The 16,382-nt window shown below is 69.9% G+C and carries 9 protein-coding genes; 5 read left to right on the top strand and 4 right to left on the bottom strand.

Features of this window, described 5'->3' with window-relative positions; all coding sequences use genetic code 11:
• Positions 1-282: 282 nt before the first annotated feature.
• The 3 genes from AC07N1_RS18570 to AC07N1_RS18560 all read left to right on the top strand — a co-directional run bounded on the left by AC07N1_RS18570 (position 283) and on the right by AC07N1_RS18560 (position 4,544).
• On the top strand, positions 283-765 hold the full coding sequence (locus AC07N1_RS18570; protein WP_494673131.1) for a transcriptional repressor: 483 nt from the start codon (positions 283-285) through the stop codon (positions 763-765).
• A gap of 157 nt (positions 766-922) precedes the next feature.
• On the top strand, positions 923-1,870 hold the full coding sequence (locus AC07N1_RS18565; RefSeq protein ID WP_494673130.1) for a thioesterase family protein: 948 nt from the start codon (positions 923-925) through the stop codon (positions 1,868-1,870).
• Positions 1,871-2,195: 325 nt separating this feature from the next.
• Positions 2,196-4,544: a glycoside hydrolase family 95 protein gene (locus tag AC07N1_RS18560; RefSeq protein WP_494673129.1), complete on the top strand. Its 2,349-nt coding sequence runs from the start codon at positions 2,196-2,198 to the stop codon at positions 4,542-4,544.
• Positions 4,545-5,110: 566 nt separating this feature from the next.
• On the opposite strand, the gene hisG is transcribed toward AC07N1_RS18560, so the two are convergent.
• Genes hisG through hisS form a run of 3 tightly spaced genes read right to left on the bottom strand, consistent with a single transcriptional unit; the run spans position 5,111 to position 8,707 of the window.
• Positions 5,111-6,073, bottom strand: a complete 963-nt coding sequence (hisG, locus tag AC07N1_RS18555; RefSeq protein ID WP_494673128.1) for an ATP phosphoribosyltransferase — start codon at positions 6,071-6,073, stop codon at positions 5,111-5,113.
• The gene (locus tag AC07N1_RS18550; protein ID WP_494673127.1) at positions 6,070-7,215 is read right to left on the bottom strand and encodes an ATP phosphoribosyltransferase regulatory subunit; all 1,146 of its coding nucleotides are present in this window, start codon (positions 7,213-7,215) and stop codon (positions 6,070-6,072) included. The genes hisG and AC07N1_RS18550 overlap by 4 nt, the downstream gene beginning before the upstream one ends.
• 4 nt (positions 7,216-7,219) lie before the next feature.
• The gene (gene hisS, locus AC07N1_RS18545; RefSeq protein WP_494673126.1) at positions 7,220-8,707 is read right to left on the bottom strand and encodes a histidine--tRNA ligase; all 1,488 of its coding nucleotides are present in this window, start codon (positions 8,705-8,707) and stop codon (positions 7,220-7,222) included.
• 351 nt (positions 8,708-9,058) lie between these two features.
• Here hisS and AC07N1_RS18540 point away from each other — a divergent pair, with 351 nt between their 5' ends.
• Positions 9,059-12,118 (top strand): DUF4982 domain-containing protein, encoded by a 3,060-nt coding sequence (locus tag AC07N1_RS18540; RefSeq protein ID WP_494673125.1) that lies wholly within the window; start codon positions 9,059-9,061, stop codon positions 12,116-12,118.
• Positions 12,119-12,404: 286 nt separating this feature from the next.
• Positions 12,405-14,489, top strand: coding sequence for a TonB-dependent receptor plug domain-containing protein (locus AC07N1_RS18535; RefSeq protein WP_494673124.1), 2,085 nt, complete (start codon positions 12,405-12,407; stop codon positions 14,487-14,489).
• 174 nt (positions 14,490-14,663) lie between these two features.
• Here the strand turns inward: AC07N1_RS18535 and pgi are convergent, their stop codons facing one another.
• Complete coding sequence (pgi, locus tag AC07N1_RS18530) at positions 14,664-16,283, bottom strand: glucose-6-phosphate isomerase (protein ID WP_494673123.1); 1,620 nt, start codon at positions 16,281-16,283, stop codon at positions 14,664-14,666.
• Between the last annotated feature and the right edge of the window lie 99 nt (positions 16,284-16,382).

The raw sequence follows: 16,382 nt of genomic DNA, 5'->3' as shown, positions 1-16,382 counted from the left end.
GCCCTCGGAGCGACCGCTCCGGGGGCCTTTTTCGTGCGGCGAGGGCGTGCGGGCAGCCTGCGGGCGCTCCTCTTTTCTCCGCCTCCCTCGCCCTTGTGGCGAGGACCCATGCCGGCGACCGCTCAAACCTCGGCTCGACGCAAAAGGTTTGAGCAGGCTGAACGATGGATCCTCGCCACAAGGGCGAGGAAGGCGATCGGGGTGGGCGGCGAGGACGGGTCCGAACACCCGACGCCGCCCTCTCCCTTGCACCCGACCCGGCCCGGCTTTACCTGATAGGGCATGGCCCATAACGCGTGCGACCACGACCATCACCACCACGGCGTCGCCGGCGACGCGCTCGCGTCCGAACTGGCGGCCGCCGAGGCGCGCTGCCAGGCGTCCGAGCAGCGCCTGACCGCGCCCCGCCGCCGGGTTCTGGAACTGCTGCTGGAAGCCGGCCAGCCGGTGAAGGCCTACGACCTGATCTCCAGCTTCGCCGTCGACGGCCCGCCGGCCAAGCCGCCGACCGTCTATCGCGCCTTGGAGTTCCTGGAAAAGCAGGGCTTCGCCCACCGCATCGAGAGCCTCAACTCCTACGTCGCCTGCCGGCGCGAGGCCGACGGACATGCGGCGGCCTTCCTGATCTGCGACTGCTGCGGCGCGACCCGCGAGTTCGAGCCGGCGGCCACGGCCGACATCATCGCGGCGGGCTCGGCGGCCGGCTACGCCCTGACCGGCGTGACGATCGAGGCGCACGGCAAGTGCAAGGACTGCCGGGAATAGGGCGGCCGTCCCAAGAGGGTGATGGCGGCTAGCGCGCGCACCCCGGATCAGGTTTGATCCCCCAAAGCCCAAATCACGGACGCCCGCATGACCACCGCTGAGACCCTCCCCGGCGTCGAGATCTGGCGCGCCCCTCTTGTTTTGGAGAAGCCGCGCCATGGCCACGGCTGAGGATCTGCCCGGCGTCGAGATCTGGCGCGGCGGCGTCAACACCTGGGACTGCGACGAGATGGGGCACATGAACGTGCGCTTCTACGTCGTCCGGGCGATGGAGGGGCTGGCGGGGCTCGCGGCCGAGATGGGCCTGCCGCACGCCTTCGCCCCGCACGCCAACGCCACCCTGGTGGTCCGCGAACACCATATCCGCTTTCTCAAAGAGGCCCACGCCGGCGCGCCGCTGCACATGCTGGGCGGGGTGATCGAGATCGGCGAGACCGAGGCCAGGCTGCTGCAGCTGCTGGTCCATTCGGCCACCGGCGAACTGGCCGCCACCTTCCAGACCACGGTGGCCCACGTCACCCCTCGCGAGGGCGAGGCCTTCCCCTGGCCCTCGATCGTCCGTGAACGGGCCAAGACCCTGGCCGTCGAGGTTCCCGAGCGCGCCCGGGCCCGCAGCGTCGACCTGTCGCCGGCCGTGTCGCAAGCCGGCCTGGCCCGCGCCAACGACCTTGGCCTGACCCGCATCAGCCTCGGCGCCCTGGCGACCGGCGAGGTCGACGCCTTCGGACGGATGCGGGCCGAGCAGTTCATCGGCCGGGTCTCCGACGGCATCGGCGCCTTCATCGCCCCCCTGCGCGACATCGTCGCCGAGGCGGCGGAGGAAGCGCCCGGCCGGGTGGGCGGGGCCGTGCTGGAATATCGCATCGTCTACCGCGCGTGGCCCCGCCTGGGCGACCGGCTGGAGGTGCGCTCGGGCCTGATGGGCGCCGACGGCCGCGTCCTGCGCTGCGCCCACTGGCTGCTCGACCCCGCCACCGGCGCGGCCTGGGCCACCTCGACCGTCAGCGCCATCACCTTCGACCTCGACGCCCGCAAGGCCGTGGCGATCTCGGCGGCGGCGGCGGAGCGGCTGAAGGCGAAGACGGTGGAGGCGCTGGGGCTGTAAGGCCCCCTCAGTCGGCTTCGCGCCGACGAGATCCTCCCCCTCTGGGGGAGGTGGCCCAGAGGGCCGGAGGGGGGCCGTTTTCAGCTTCCGGGATGTCGGCCGATCTCCCCCCCACCGATCGCTACGCGATCGCCTCCCCCACAGGGGGAGGTTCCGTGTGCCTGCCGCCGATCGGTTCGCGAAGCTTCCTGCGGGAGCGATCTTCTGACAGCGCGATCACCAAGGATGTCCCCCGGTGTCATCTTGCAATGTTAGCGCTCCCATGAGTTGATGCCCGCGAAGCGCCGGATACAGGCGCGCGCCTTTGGGAAGGGACCACGTCCTGATGCAGCTCGACCGACGCCACGCCCTGCTGGGCGGCTCCGCCACCGCTATCCTTGCCGGCCCCGCCCTTGCCGTACCCCTGCCGCCCGCCCCCGCCGGCGATCTGAAACTCTGGTACCGCCAGCCGGCCAAGGAATGGGTCGAGGCCTTGCCCGTGGGCTCGGGCCGCCTGGGCGGCATGGTGTTCGGCGGCGTCGCCCGTGAACGCATCCAGCTCAACGAGAACACCCTGTGGGGCGGCGGCCCCTATGACCCGGTCAATCCAGAGGCCGCCGGCGCCCTGCCGCAGATCCGCCGCCTGATCGAGGCCGGCGACTACGCCAAGGCCACCGACCTGGCCAACGCCAAGTTCATGGCCACGCCGCTGCGGCAGATGCCGTTCAACACCCTGGGCGAGCTGGTGCTGACCTTCCCCGGCCTGCCCGAGACCGCCGACGCCTATCTGCGCGACCTCGATCTGGACGCCGCCACCGCCCGCACCCGCTTCGCCCACGGCGGCGTCGCCTATGGCCGCGAGGTCATCGCCAGCGCGCCCGACCGGGTGATCGCCATCCGCCTGACCGCCGACAGGCGCGGCGCGATCGCGCTGGACCTGGCCTTCGACAGCCCGCTGAAGCCGACGGTCACCGTCGAAGGCGGCGACACCCTAGTGCTGTCGGGCCGCAACGGCACGCACTCCGGCATCCAGGGCGCGCTGAAGGTCGACTGTCGGGTCAAGGTTATCGCCAAGGGCGGCAAGGTCTCGGCGGGCGACAAGGCCGTGTCGGTGCGCGGCGCCGACGAGGTGCTGCTGCTGGTCGCCGCGGCCACCAGCTATCGCCGCTTCGACGACGTCACCGGCGATCCCGTGGCGACCAACAAGGCGGTGCTGGCCAAGGCCGCCCGCAAGCCGTGGGCGGCGCTGCTGGCCGACCACCGCGCCGACCACCGCCGGCTGTTCCGCGCCGTCTCGGTCGATTTCGGAACCACGGCCGCGGCAGCCCGCCCGACCGACGAGCGCATCCGCCTCTCGCCGACCACGGACGATCCGGCCCTGGCGGCGCTATATTACCAGTACGGCCGCTACCTCTTGATCGCCTGCTCCCGTCCGGGCGGCCAGCCGGCCAACCTGCAGGGCATCTGGAACGACAAGATGAGCCCGCCCTGGGGCGGCAAGTACACGATCAACATCAACACCGAGATGAACTACTGGCCGGCCGAGCCCACGGCGCTCTCGGAATGCGTCGCGCCCCTGGTGGCCATGGTGCAGGAGATGGCGATCACCGGCGCCCGCACGGCCAAGGGCATGTACGGCGCGCGCGGCTGGGTGGCCCACCACAACACCGACCTGTGGAGGGCGACGGCCCCGATCGACGGCGCCAAGTTCGGCGTCTGGCCCACCGGCGGCGCCTGGCTGTGCAAGCACCTGTGGGACCACTACGACTACGGCCGCGACGCCGCCTATCTGGCCACGATCTATCCGACGATGAAGGGCGCGGCGCTGTTCTTCGTCGACGCCCTGGTGGTCGATCCCAAGACCGGCAAGCTGGTGACCAGCCCGTCGATTTCGCCGGAGAACGACCACGGCCACGGCTCGTCGATCGTCGCCGGACCGACCATGGACCAGGCGATCGTCCGCGACCTGTTCAACGCCTGCATCGACGCGGCCAGGATCCTGGGCGTCGATGCGGCCCAGGCCGCCGAGTTCGCCGCCGCCCGCGATCGGCTGGCCCCATACAAGATCGGCAAGGACGGCCAGCTGCAGGAGTGGCAGGAGGACTGGGACGCCGACGCCAAGGACATCCACCACCGCCACGTCTCGCACCTCTACGGCCTGTTCCCGTCGGACCAGATCAGCCTCGACACCACGCCGGACCTGGCCGCCGCCTGCCGCAAGACCCTGGAGACGCGCGGCGACCTGTCGACCGGCTGGGCCATCGCCTGGCGGCTGAACCTGTGGGCGCGGCTGGGCCAGGGCGACCACGCCCACGGGATCCTGAAGCTGCTGCTCGGCCCCGAGCGCACCTATCCCAACATGTTCGACGCCCACCCGCCGTTCCAGATCGACGGCAATTTCGGCGGGACCTCGGGCATGACCGAGATGGTCCTGCAAAGCCGCAACGGCGCGATCCACCTGCTGCCCGCCCTGCCCTCGGCCTGGCCGACGGGACACATGACGGGCCTGAAGGCGCGAGGGGCGGTCGGCGTCGACGTGCGCTGGCGTGGGGGGCGGCTGGAGAGCGCGCGGTTTACGGCGGCCAAGGCCGGCCGGCACGTGATCAAGCTGGGCGGGGAGAGCGTGGAGCTGTCGCTGCGGGCCGGCGAGACGGCGATCCTGGGCCTGAAGGACGGACGGCTGGCGCGGGTTTGATCCGCCAGCCGACCAAGATCCTCCACGCCCGTCATCCCGGCTGAAGCGCAGCGTAGAGCCGGGACCCAGGAGACTAGGCGCCGAGGGTGGACAACCCGCCTTGCAGCGGCGCCGCCCTGCGGCCGCCCCTGGGTCCCGGCTCTGCGGCGCTGCGCGCCTTCGGCCGGGATGACCATCGATGAGCGGCTGTGTTTCAGGCGCGAGAATTGTTAACGGCCAAGCTAAAACGCTTGTTTGTTATTTTTGACTCTTTTGTCGAAAATCAGAACCGAGGCCCAGATACACCAAGGCCCGCCGCGGGGGATAATCGCGGCGGGCCTGGCTATTTCTCGATCATTCGATCTAGGCGGGCGTTTCCTCCCCGAAACGCCGAAGAGAGGGGGTTCTCTGTGGACCCGTTTCTCTCTTGCCCAGTCAGAAAACGGCAAAACCGAGATCGTGTCAACGGCAACGATCTAGATTCCACAAGGGGTTCGACGTTTTTTTGACATCAGACCCGTAGTTTGGACGTTCAAGTCAAACTAATCACCGTTTGGTTCGGTAATTTTTGACATACTCGTCAAATATTAGCCATTCAACCGGCCCTTGAGCGCCTCCAGCACCGCCGATCGGGATTCGAACACGTAGTCGGGACGCGACACGGTTACCGGTTCGACACCGGCCTGGGCGAGCGCCGCGGCGGCGGCGAAGAGATCGCCGGTGGCCAGCAGGGCGCCGTTGGCGCGGCGCGAACCGCCGGCCTCGACGAACGGCGCGACGGCCGCCTGTCCGGCGACGTCCTGTTCGGCGGGCCAGACCAGGGTGGCGAGGGTGCGCGCCCGGCCCTTGGCCTCGACCACCGACAGCAGGCGGGCCAGACAGTCGAGCTGGCCGTCCGTCCACGGCGTGACCAGCGAGGCGGTCAGCTGGGCCTGGCTTTTGAGGATGACGCCGTCGGACAGCACCTTCAGGCCGTTGGCCGCCAGGGTGGCGCCGGTGGTGGTGATGTCGACCACCAGTTCGGCCGCGCCGGCGGCGGGCGCCCCCTCGGTTGCGCCGCTGCTCTCGACGATGCGGTAGTCGGCGACGCCGTGACGGGCGAAGAAGGCCCGGGTCTGGGTGACATACTTGGTGGCCACGCGCAGGCGACGGCCGGTCTTGGCCAGGTGCAGGTGCCCGACCTCGTCGATGTCGGCCATGGTATCGACGTCGAGCCAGCTCTTGGGCGCGGTCACCACCAGGTCGGCGCGGCCAAAGCCCAGGGCGCGCAGCAGCATCACCCGGCTGTCCATGTCGTCGCCGCGCTCGCGCAGCAGGTCCTCGCCGGTGACGCCCAGGTGCAGGTCGCCGCTGTCGAGGCCGGCGGCGATGTCGCCCGCCGAAAGCAGGCGCACCGAGACGCCGGGCAGGCCCGACAGCTCGGCTGAATAGCCGCGCGCGCCGCCGGTCATCTCGACGCGGAAGCCGCACTCGGCCAGCCAGGCCTCGACCTGTTCCTTCAGGCGGCCCTTGGAGGGGATCGCGAAGATCATCGGGGTGTCGGTGGTCATTCGCCGCCTCCGGCATAGGCGCGGGCCGGGCGCACCATGCAGCCCACGGCCCCGGTCTTGGTCTCGCTACCCAAGCGGGCGGGCAGTCCGTCGTAGCGGCCGCCGGCGGCGACCGGGCGTTCCTCGCCGAGAGCGGCGCTGCGCACCTCGAACAGGTAGCCGTCGTAATAGCCGAAGGCCCGTCCGAAGGCGGCGTTCAGCACCAGGCGCTCGGCGGGAACGTCGCGGGCGACCATGCCGGCCAGGCGCCTGCGCCAGCCTTCGATGGCGGCGTCGAGCGGCGCGCGATTGGGACCGGCCAGGGCCGCGATGGCGTCCAGCGCGGCGTCCGGTGCGTCGCTGACGGCCAGGAAGGCGCGGACCTTGTCGGCTTCCGCCGGCGACAGGCGGCCGGCCTTCACCACCTCGGCCTTCTCGACCAGGCGATGGGCGATCTCGGCGGGACGGCGGCCGCCGACCGGCTCGATGCCGGCCAGGGACCACAGCTCCTGCAGAACCGCGGCGGCCTCGGCTTCGGGCAGGCCGGCCAGCAGGGCGGCGATGCGGCTGCGTTCGCTGCTCCCCCCGGCGGCGGCGCCGGGAGCGGCCTCGCCCTCGAGCTCGGCCTTCAGCTGGCGCGGACGCGAGAAGGTGCGCTTGAGCCGCGCGCCCAGCGGCGGGGTCAGGTCGAGGCTGTCGACGAAGGCGGCGAAGAGGCCGACGTCGCCCAACAGCAGGGTCAGGTCGTCGCGACCGCCGGCCGCGGCGCCGGCCCAGGCCAGGGCGGCGATCTCGGCGTCGGCGGCCACCGGATCGGCGGCCTCGAAGGCCTCGACGCCGATCTGCAGGAATTCCTCGGCCCGGTCGCTACCGCGCGGGGCGACCCGGAAGGCCTTGCCTTCATAGAGGTAGCGGCCGGCCTCGACGCCGGACGCCAGATGCTGGCGGGCGACGGCGACCGTGAAGTCAGGCCGCAGGCAGGCCTCGTCGCCGCCGTCGCCGGAGACGACGAACAGCCGCGAGCGCATGGCCTCGCCGGCCAGGTCCAGCAACAGGCCCAGGGGCTGCAACACCGGGGCGTCGGTCGGGACGGCCCCGGCCGACAGGAACGGAGCGCGGATGGCGTCGAGCGCCTCCGCCGGGATGGAACGCTCTAGCCTCAACGGATCAGCCCCCGATGATCTTACGGACGGCGGCGATCAGGTCGCCACGCGGAATGGTCTGCTGGCCCGGCCGCTCGGCCTTCCAGGCGGCGTTGTCGGCGACGCCCGAGGCCAGTTCGCGGCCCAGGTCCAGGTCCTTGATCGTCACCGTGCCGGCGGCGATCTCGTCGCCGCCCAGCATGATGGCGGCCGGCGACAGGCGGCGGTCGGCGTATTTCATCTGCGGCCGCATGCCCGAGGTCCCCAGATAGACCTCGGCCGGGATGCCCGCCGCGCGCAGCTGGCCGGCGACGGCGAAATACTCGCCCATGTGCGCCTGGTCGAAATTGATGATCACGACGGGGCCGCGCGCCGCCGAAGCCGGCTCGCGACCGGCCGCCCGCAGGGCCGCCGCCAGGCGCGAGACGCCGAACGAGAAGCCCGTGGCCGGCACCGACTGGCCGGTGAAGCGGGCCACCAGGTCGTCGTAGCGGCCGCCGCCGCCGATCGAGCCGAACGAGATCTTGTTACCCTTCTCGTCGGTGGTGCTGAGCAGCAGCTCGGCCTCGAACACCGCGCCGGTGTAGTACTCCAGGCCGCGCACGATCGACGGGTCGATGATCGCCTGGTCGTCGGCGACGCCGAGGCTGGTCAGGGCCGCGTCGATCTTGGCCAGCTCTTCCAGGCCCTCGTCGCCCTCGGCCGAGCCGGCGACGACCTTGGCGATGTTATTGAGCGTCGCCGAACGACCGCCGACACCGGCCTGGACGAAGTCGAGCACGGAATCGATGGCCTTGCCGGCCAGGCCCGCGCCCTTGGTGAAGTCGCCGCTGTCGTCCAGGCGGCCTTCGCCGAGCAGCAGGCGCACGCCCTCGACGCCCAGGCGGTCCAGCTTGTCGACCGCGCGCAGCACGGCCAGCTTCTGGCCTTCGCTGGTCGCGCCGGCGCCGGTCAGCAGGCCGTTGAGGAGCTTGCGGTTGTTGATCTTCAGCACCGCCGCGCCGCGCGGCAGGCCGGCGGCCTCCAGGCCCTCGACGGCCATGGCGATGATCTCGGCGTCGGCCTCCGGGCGGGCCGAGCCGACGGTGTCGGCGTCGCACTGGATGAACTGGCGGAAGCGGCCCGGGCCGGGCTTCTCGTTGCGCCACACCGGACCGAAGGCGTAGCGGCGGAACGGCTTGGGCAGGGTTTCCCAGTTCTGGGCGGCGAACCGGGCCAGCGGCGCGGTCAGGTCATAGCGCAGCGCCATCCACTGGTCGTCGTCGTCCTGCAGGGCGAAGACGCCTTCATTGGGGCGGTCGCTGTCGGGCAGGAACTTGCCAAGCGCGTCGGCGTATTCGAAGGCCCCGGTGTCGAGCGCCTCGAAGCCGTAGCGTTCGTAGACGGCCGAGACGGCCTCGAGGATCGCCTTCTCGGCGCGCAGGTCGCGGGCGCGCTTGTCGGCGAAGCCGCGGGGAGCCCGGGCCTCGGGGCGGAAGTCTTGGATCTTGGCGTCGTCAGCGGCGTCGGTCATCGTCGGTCCTTAGAAATCTCTAGGCTTCGACGGATGGCGCTTAGCAAGCCCCATCCGCTAGGCGGGGCTCTGGCTGGGTGCGCTGGTTAGAGCGAGCGGACCCGGCCGATCCCGCGAGGCGAGGTCGGATGGTGGTGGCAGCCATGGTGGTGCGGCGTGCGGGTCATCGCGGCGGCGTATAGCGCAGGCTTGCGGCGGTGACCAGCGCGCATCGACTTGGCCGATAGATCTCATAATACGGGACGTAGTCCACAATTGTGAGATCGACTTGACACAAGGATGGCGGTCAAGCCACATCTGCGCCCAACGATAAATTGGCCTGACCAATAACCAGTAGCTTGGGAGAGGTTGATGCGGCGCCCCCTGGACCGTTCGATGACCCGTTCGCTGGCCCATCTGGGCCTGGCCGGCCTGCTGAGCATGACGGCAGCCGAGGCCCTCGCCCAGCGCCTGGACGCGCCATTCAACGACGGCTGGCGGATGGCGACCGGCGACCTCCAGGGCGCCTCGGCGGTCGAATTCGACGACGCCGCCTGGAAGCCCGTCACCCTGCCCCGCGCCTTCAACGAGGACGAGGCCTTCGCCCGCGACATCCACGACCACTCGACCGGGATCACCTGGTACCGCAAGCGCTTCGTGCTGCCGGCCGACAAGGGACCGGCGGTGGGCGGCCGGGCGATCCTCGACTTCGAGGGCGTGCGCCAGGCCGGCGACGTCTACGTCAACGGCGTGCTGGCCGGCGGCCACGAAAACGGGGTCACGGCCTTCGGCGTGGATGCGACCAAGCTGCTGAAGCCCGCGCCGTTCATGAACGTCATCGCCGTGAGGGTCGACAACGACTGGAAGTACAAGGAACGCGCCACCGGCAGCGGCTTCCAGTGGAACAACAACAATTTCAATGTGAACTACGGCGGGATCCACCGCGCGGTGCGGCTGCACCTGACCGGCGACCTGCACCAGACCCTGCCGCTCTATTCCAGCCTGGGCACGACCGGCGTCTATGTCTGGGCCGACGGCTTCGACATCAAGGGCCGCGCCGCCACCGTCCATGCCGAAAGCCAGGTGCGCAATGACGGCGCCAGGCCGCGCACCTTCGCCTATCGCGTCACCCTGAAGGACGTCGACGGCAAGCCGGCCGGCGCCTTCACCGCCCCGGCCGTGACCATCGCGCCAGGCGAAACCAAGACCGTCTCGGCCAGCAAGCGCCTCTCCGACCTGCACTTCTGGAGCTGGGGCTACGGCTATCTCTACGCGGTGACCACCGAGCTGGTGGAGGACGGTAAGGTGGTCGACAGCGCCCTCACCCGCACAGGCTTCCGCAAGACGGACTTCAGGAACGGAACCGTCTTCCTCAACGACCGCGCCATCCAGGTGCACGGCTACGCCCAGCGCACCAGCAACGAGTGGCCGGCGCTGGGCGCCGACATCCCACCGTGGATCAGCGACCTCTCCAACGGCCTGATGGTCGAGAGCGGCGGCAACCTGGTGCGCTGGATGCACATCGCCCCGGCCCGCCAGGACGTGGAGTCGTCGGACCGCGTCGGCCTGCTGCAGGCCATGCCGGCCGGCGACGCCGAGAGCGACGTCACCGGCCGCCGCTGGGACCAGCGCGTCGAGGCCATGCGCGATGCGATCATCGCCTTCCGCAACAACCCCTCGATCGTCTTCTATGAGGGCGGCAACGAGAACATCAGCGAAGACCACATGGCGCAGCTGAAGGCGGTGCGCGACCAGTTCGACCCGCACGGCGGCCGGGCCATCGGCTCGCGCGAGATGCTGGACAGCAAGGTCGCCGAGTACGGCGGCGAGATGCTCTACATCAACAAGAGCGCCGGCAAGCCGATGTGGGCGATGGAATATTCCCGCGACGAGTCCGCCCGGAAGTTCCAGGACGCCTTCACCCCGCCGTTCCACGCCGACAGCCCCGACTACAACCGCAACCAGGACAGCATGGTCGCCGAGACCGTGCGCCGCTGGTTCGACTACTGGCGCGAGCGGCCCGGCGGCGGCGAGCGGGTCAGCTCGGGCGGGGTCAACATCATCTTCTCCGACAGCAACACCCACTTCCGCGGCGACAACAACTATCGCCGCAGCGGCGAGGTGGACGCCATGCGCATCCCCAAGGAGGGCTTCTTCACCCACCAGGTGATGTGGGACGGCTGGGTCGATGTCGAAAAGCCCCGCGCCCACCTGGTCGGCCACTGGAACTACGCGCCGGGCGTCGTGAAGGACGTCACCGTGGTGTCCAGCGCCGACAGCGTCGAGCTGGTGCTGAACGGCAAGTCGCTGGGCAAGGGCGCGAAGTCGGACGGCTTCCTCTTCACCTTCAAGGGCGTGGCCTATGCGCCCGGAACGCTGACGGCCATCGCCCGCGACGCCAAGGGCAAGGAGGTCGTCCGCGACGAGCGGGTCACCACAGGGCCTGCGGTCGCCCTGCGCCTGACGCCGCGCACCGGCCCCGGCGGCTGGAAGGCCGACGCGGCCGACGTGGCGCTGGTCGATGTCGAGGCGGTGGACAGCGAAGGCCGCCGCGTGCCGACGGCGCTCGACATGGTCGCCTTTGACGTGGCCGGCCCGGCCGAATGGCGCGGCGGCATCGCCCAGGGCGACTCCAGGACCACGGCCAAGCCGACCGACACCCCGGTCTCGGCCTCGGGCGAGCCGGTGACCAAGGGCCCGGCGGGCGTGGACGCCGTCACCCAATATGCCGGCGCCAACCGCAAGGACGACAACTACATCCTGGCCAAAACCCTGCCGGTCGAGGGCGGCGTCAACCGCGTGGCCCTGCGCTCGACCCTGTCGGCCGGCAAGGTGACGGTGACCGCCACCGCCGAGGGGCTTAAGCCGGCGACCATCACGCTGGACGCCGTCGCCGGGCCTGCCGAAGCAGCGCTGCCGCCCGTCAGCCTGGCGCGCGGCCCGACCCCGGCCACGCCGGCGTTCAAGATTCGCCGCGACACCCTCAAGCCGGTGAAGATCCTGGCCGGCTCGAACGCGGAGACCGCCGGGGCGACCACCGACGACGACGAGACCACCCACTGGGCCAGCGACGGCAAGCTGGAGAACGCCTGGATCGAGTACGACCTCGGCAAGCCCCAGGTCGCCGACGAGGTGGTGCTGAAGCTGATCGGCTGGCGCCTGCGCTCCTATCCGCTGCGAATCACCATGGACGGCCAGGTGGTCTATGAGGGCGAAGCGCCCAAGAGCCTGGGCTACGTCACCCTGCCCCTGAAGCCGGTGAAGGGTTCGCGCCTGCGCATCGCCCTGACCGGCGCCACGGCCGACCGCGACGGCTTCGGCAAGATCGTCGAGATCACCGGCGCCAAGGCCGGCTTCGACACCGGCGCCGAGAAGGTCAAGGCCGGCGGCGCGCTGGGGATCATCGAGGCGGAGCTCTACAAGACGCGGTAGGGTGTTGGGCCAACTCTACATCCCGTCATTCCCGCCCTTGTGGCGGGAACCCCTCTGTCAGCCGCAAGGGCGAATGGGGCGACGTGCCGAGCACGTCGCTTGCACTTCACGTGCGAACGGAACCAGGGGTTCCCGCCACAAGGGCGGGAATGACGGGAGTTGAAGAACAATCCCCATCCTGAACTTCCCGTAATGATTTCCTATATTTAATCCACATTTCAGCCGTTTAATTTGAGATCGGCGCTCTCGCGCGGCAAGACCTTCCCCGGGATTGAGGGGAAGTCAGATGTCCAAGTCCGTGTTGTTCGCCGGGGCCGCCCTGGCGCTGTGCATTGCCGCCGGGGCCGCCGGCGCCGCCCAGGCCGCAGATAGCGCGCAGGCCGCCCAGGCCCCGGTTCCGACCGGCCCGACCAGCCAGGCGCCGATGGACGACGCAGCCCAGAAGGGCGTGCTGGTGTTCACCCCGGACTTCTTCGCCACTCTGCAGCCCAACACCGCCCTGGACATGGTCGACCGCCTGCCCGGCTTCGTGGTCAACGACGGGGCCGGCACGCGCGGCTTCGAGGGCTCGGTCGGCAACATCCTGATCAACAACAACCGCCCGGCCTCGAAGAACGACACCGGCTCGAACGTGCTGTCGCGCACCCCGGCCAACCAGGTCGAGCGCATCGAGCTGATCCGCGGCGGCGCGCCCGGCATCGACATGCAGGGCTACGGCGTCGTCGCCAACGTGATCCTGAAGAAGGGCGTCAGCCGCCAGTCGGTGCTGACCTACAACGCCGCCATATTCGACGGCGGCAAGGACCTCTACGGCGGCTCCTACCAGTTCACCGCCCGCGACGGCGAGAAGAGCTGGGGCGTGACCCTGTCGGACGGCATCAGCTCCAGCGACTCCAACGGCGCCGGCCGCCTGACCCGCAAAAGCGCCTCGGGCGCCCTGCTGCGCGACGAGAGCTACCTCAACGACGGCTACGGCGGCAGCACCGGCATCCGCGGCAACTTCTCGGGCCCGGTCGCCGGCGGCAAGCTGGAGGCGACGGCCAAGTACGGCATCAGCAACTGGGACGAATGGCAGGAGACCGCCTCGGCCACCGCCTTCCGCCGCAGCGCCTACGAGGAAGACAACAAGTCGGGCGAGCTGGGCCTGACCTACACCCGCCCCCTGGCCCCGCGCTGGTCGCTGGAGACCCGGGCGATCCACGAGTTCAGCAGCTATGACGAGGTGGCGACCTACGGCCAGACCGTCGGCGGCGTGGCCGGCGACCAGGAGCGCTTCACGGCCGAGGGCAAGACCCAGGAATCGATCCTGCGCGCCCTGGTCCGCCACGAGCGCTCGGCCGGCCTGACGATCGAGGCCGGCGGCGAGGTCGCCTACAACATGCTCGACGTCGACCAGGCCTATTCGGTGGGCGGGGCGCCGATCTTCCTGCCCTCGGCCTCGGTCAAGGTCGAGGAACTGCGCGGCGAGCTGTTCACCAAGGGCACCTGGCGAGTCAGCCCCAAGCTGACCCTGGAGGGCGGCCTGCGGCTGGAGACCTCGACCATCAGCCAGTCGGGCGACGCCGACCAGGAAGAGAGCTTCTTCTACGCCAAGCCCCGCTTCCAGGCGACCTGGACGCCTAAGGCCGGCCACCAGGTCCGCTTCCGCTTCGAGCGCGAGCTGGGCCAGTTGGACTTCGGCGATTTCGCCGCCTCGGCCGAGTTCGGCGACGGCAACGTCTATGCCGGCAACGTCAACCTCGTGCCCGAGCAGCGCTGGATCTCGGAACTGACCTACGAGCGTCGGTTCTGGGGCCAGGGCGTTGTCGCCCTGACCCTGCGCCACGACGAGATCGTCGGCGTCATCGACCGCCTGCCCCTGCCCGGCGGCCTGTCGGCGACCGGCAACATCGGCGACGGCACGCTGGACAAGCTGGCGCTCAACATCGTGGTCCCGACCGACAAGCTGGGGATCAAGGGCGGCCGCTTCACCTTCAAGAACGACTGGAACCAGACCAAGGTCACCGACCCGACCACGGGCAAGGAACGGCCGATCTCGCAGGTGCGCCCGACCCAGGCCAATATCGGCTTCGAGCAGGACATCGTCAGCTGGAAGACCCAGTGGGGCGTCAACTGGCTGCCGCTGCTGGGCCAGGGCACCTACGGTCCCGACCAGACCAGCAAGTGGCGCGGCACGAACTATTACGAGGCCTTCGCCGAGTACAAGCCGACCCCGACCCTGGCCATCCGCGCCCAGCTGAACCTCTGGGACGACTTCGTCGTCACCCGCACGGTCTACGCCAGCCGCAGCCCGCGCACGGTGGACTATGTCGAGGTCCGCGACATCGATCCACGCACCTTCGTGCAGCTGCGGGTGCGCAAGACGTTCTGAGGCCCCTCTCCCCTTGTGGGAGAGGGTGGCCTCCGAAGGAGGTCGGGTGAGGGGTCGTACGAACAGAAACGCCGCGACGGCTGGTCAGCTGTCGCGGCGTTTGGCGTCTGAGATACCCCTCATCCGTCGGCTTTCGCCGACACCTTCTCCCGCAGGGGGAGAAGGATCAGGACCCTACTTCTTCAGCCGCTGGATCAGGGCGCTGGTCGAGGCGTCGTGGTCGCCCACGGCGCCGGCTTCCAGTTCCGGCAGGATGCGGCCGGCCATCACCTTGCCCAGCTCGACGCCCCACTGGTCGAAGCTGTTGATTCCCCAGATCACGCCCTCGACGAAGGTCTTGTGCTCATAGAGGGCGATCAGGGCGCCGAAGGTCTGGGGCGTCAGGCGGTCCAGCAGCACCAGGGTCGAGGGGCGATTGCCCGCGAAGGTGCGCTGGGGAGCGAGGGTCGCGATCTCGGCTTCCGAGACGCCCTTGGCCTGCAGCTCGGCGACCACGTCCTCGGTGGTGCGGCCGACCATGAACGCCTCGGCCTGGGCCAGCAGGTTCGACAGCAGCTTCTCGTGCATGCCGGCCGGACCTTCATCTGACTTGGCCAGGCCGATCAGTTCCATCGGGGTGATGTCGGTGCCCTGGTGCATGCACTGGAAATAGGCGTGCTGGACGTTGGTGCCCTCGTCGCCGAACACCACGGTGGCCGTGCCGCGCGCGGCGGGCTGGCCGTTGGGGCCGACCGACTTGCCGTTGCTCTCCATCTCCAGCTGCTGGAGGAACGAGGCGAGGCGGCGCAGGCGGTGCGAGTACGGCACGACCGAGCGGGCGCGGCGGTCCAGGCCGTTGCGGTTGAAGATCTGGGCCAGGGCCACCAGCACCGGGGCGTTCTTCTCAAGCGGCGCGCTGGCGAAGTGGGCGTCCATCTCGGCGGCGCCGTCGAGGAAGCCCTGGAACACGTCCCAGCCGGCGGCGACGGCCACCGACAGGCTGACCGCCGACCACAGCGAATAGCGGCCGCCGACCCAGTCCCAGAAGCCGAACACCCGCTCGTCCGCCACGCCGAAGGCCGAGGTCTTGTCGAGCGCGGTCGAGACGGCGGCCAGGTGGGCGTTGGCGCCCTGCTCGCCCACGGCCTCGACCAGCCAGGCGCGGGCCGCGGCGGCGTTGGACATGGTCTCCTGGGTGGTGAAGGTCTTGGAGACCACCACCACCAGGGTCTCTTCCGGATCGAGATCGGCCGTGGTCAGCAGGAACTCGGCGCCGTCCACATTGGCCACGAAGCGCAGGTCGATCTCCGGCTTCACCGGGCGCAGGGCGTCCCACAGCAAGCGGGGACCAAGGTCGCTGCCGCCGATGCCGATGTGCAGGATCGCCTTGAACGGCTTGCCGGTGGCGCCCTTGATCGCGCCCGAGCGCACGGCGTCGGCGAAGGCCTTCATCCGGGTCCGGACGGCCTCGACATCGGCCATCACCGGCACGCCCTGGGCCTTGATGTCGGCGTCGGCCTTGGCCCGCAGGGCCACGTGCAGCACGGCGCGGCCTTCGGAGCTGTTGATCGCCTCGCCGCCCAGCATGCGGGCGCGGGCGCCTTCGACGTCGGCGGCGTGGGCCAGGTCGAGCGCGGCTTCCAGGCCGGCTTCGTCCCAGGCCTGCTTGGAGAGGTCCAGATGCAGGCCGGCGACGTCGAGGGTCAGGGTATCGAGGCGCTGCGGCTCGGCGTCGAAGAACTCGACGATGCGCTTCTCCCCGGCGACCTTGGCGGCGGTTTCCAGGCGGGTCCAGGCAGCGTCGAGGTCGGCCACGGGCAACTCCATATGTGGTAAAACGGTGTTTACGGGAGCGGGCTTACCAAAGGTCAGTCTCGGCGTCATGAAGACCAATGACGTTTTTCGCCTGGAGCG

This window comes from Caulobacter sp. GW821-FHT09B11 (genome assembly GCF_059418205.1).
Note: the sequence above shows the minus strand (reverse complement) of the source record. Positions and strands in the feature narration are given on the sequence as shown.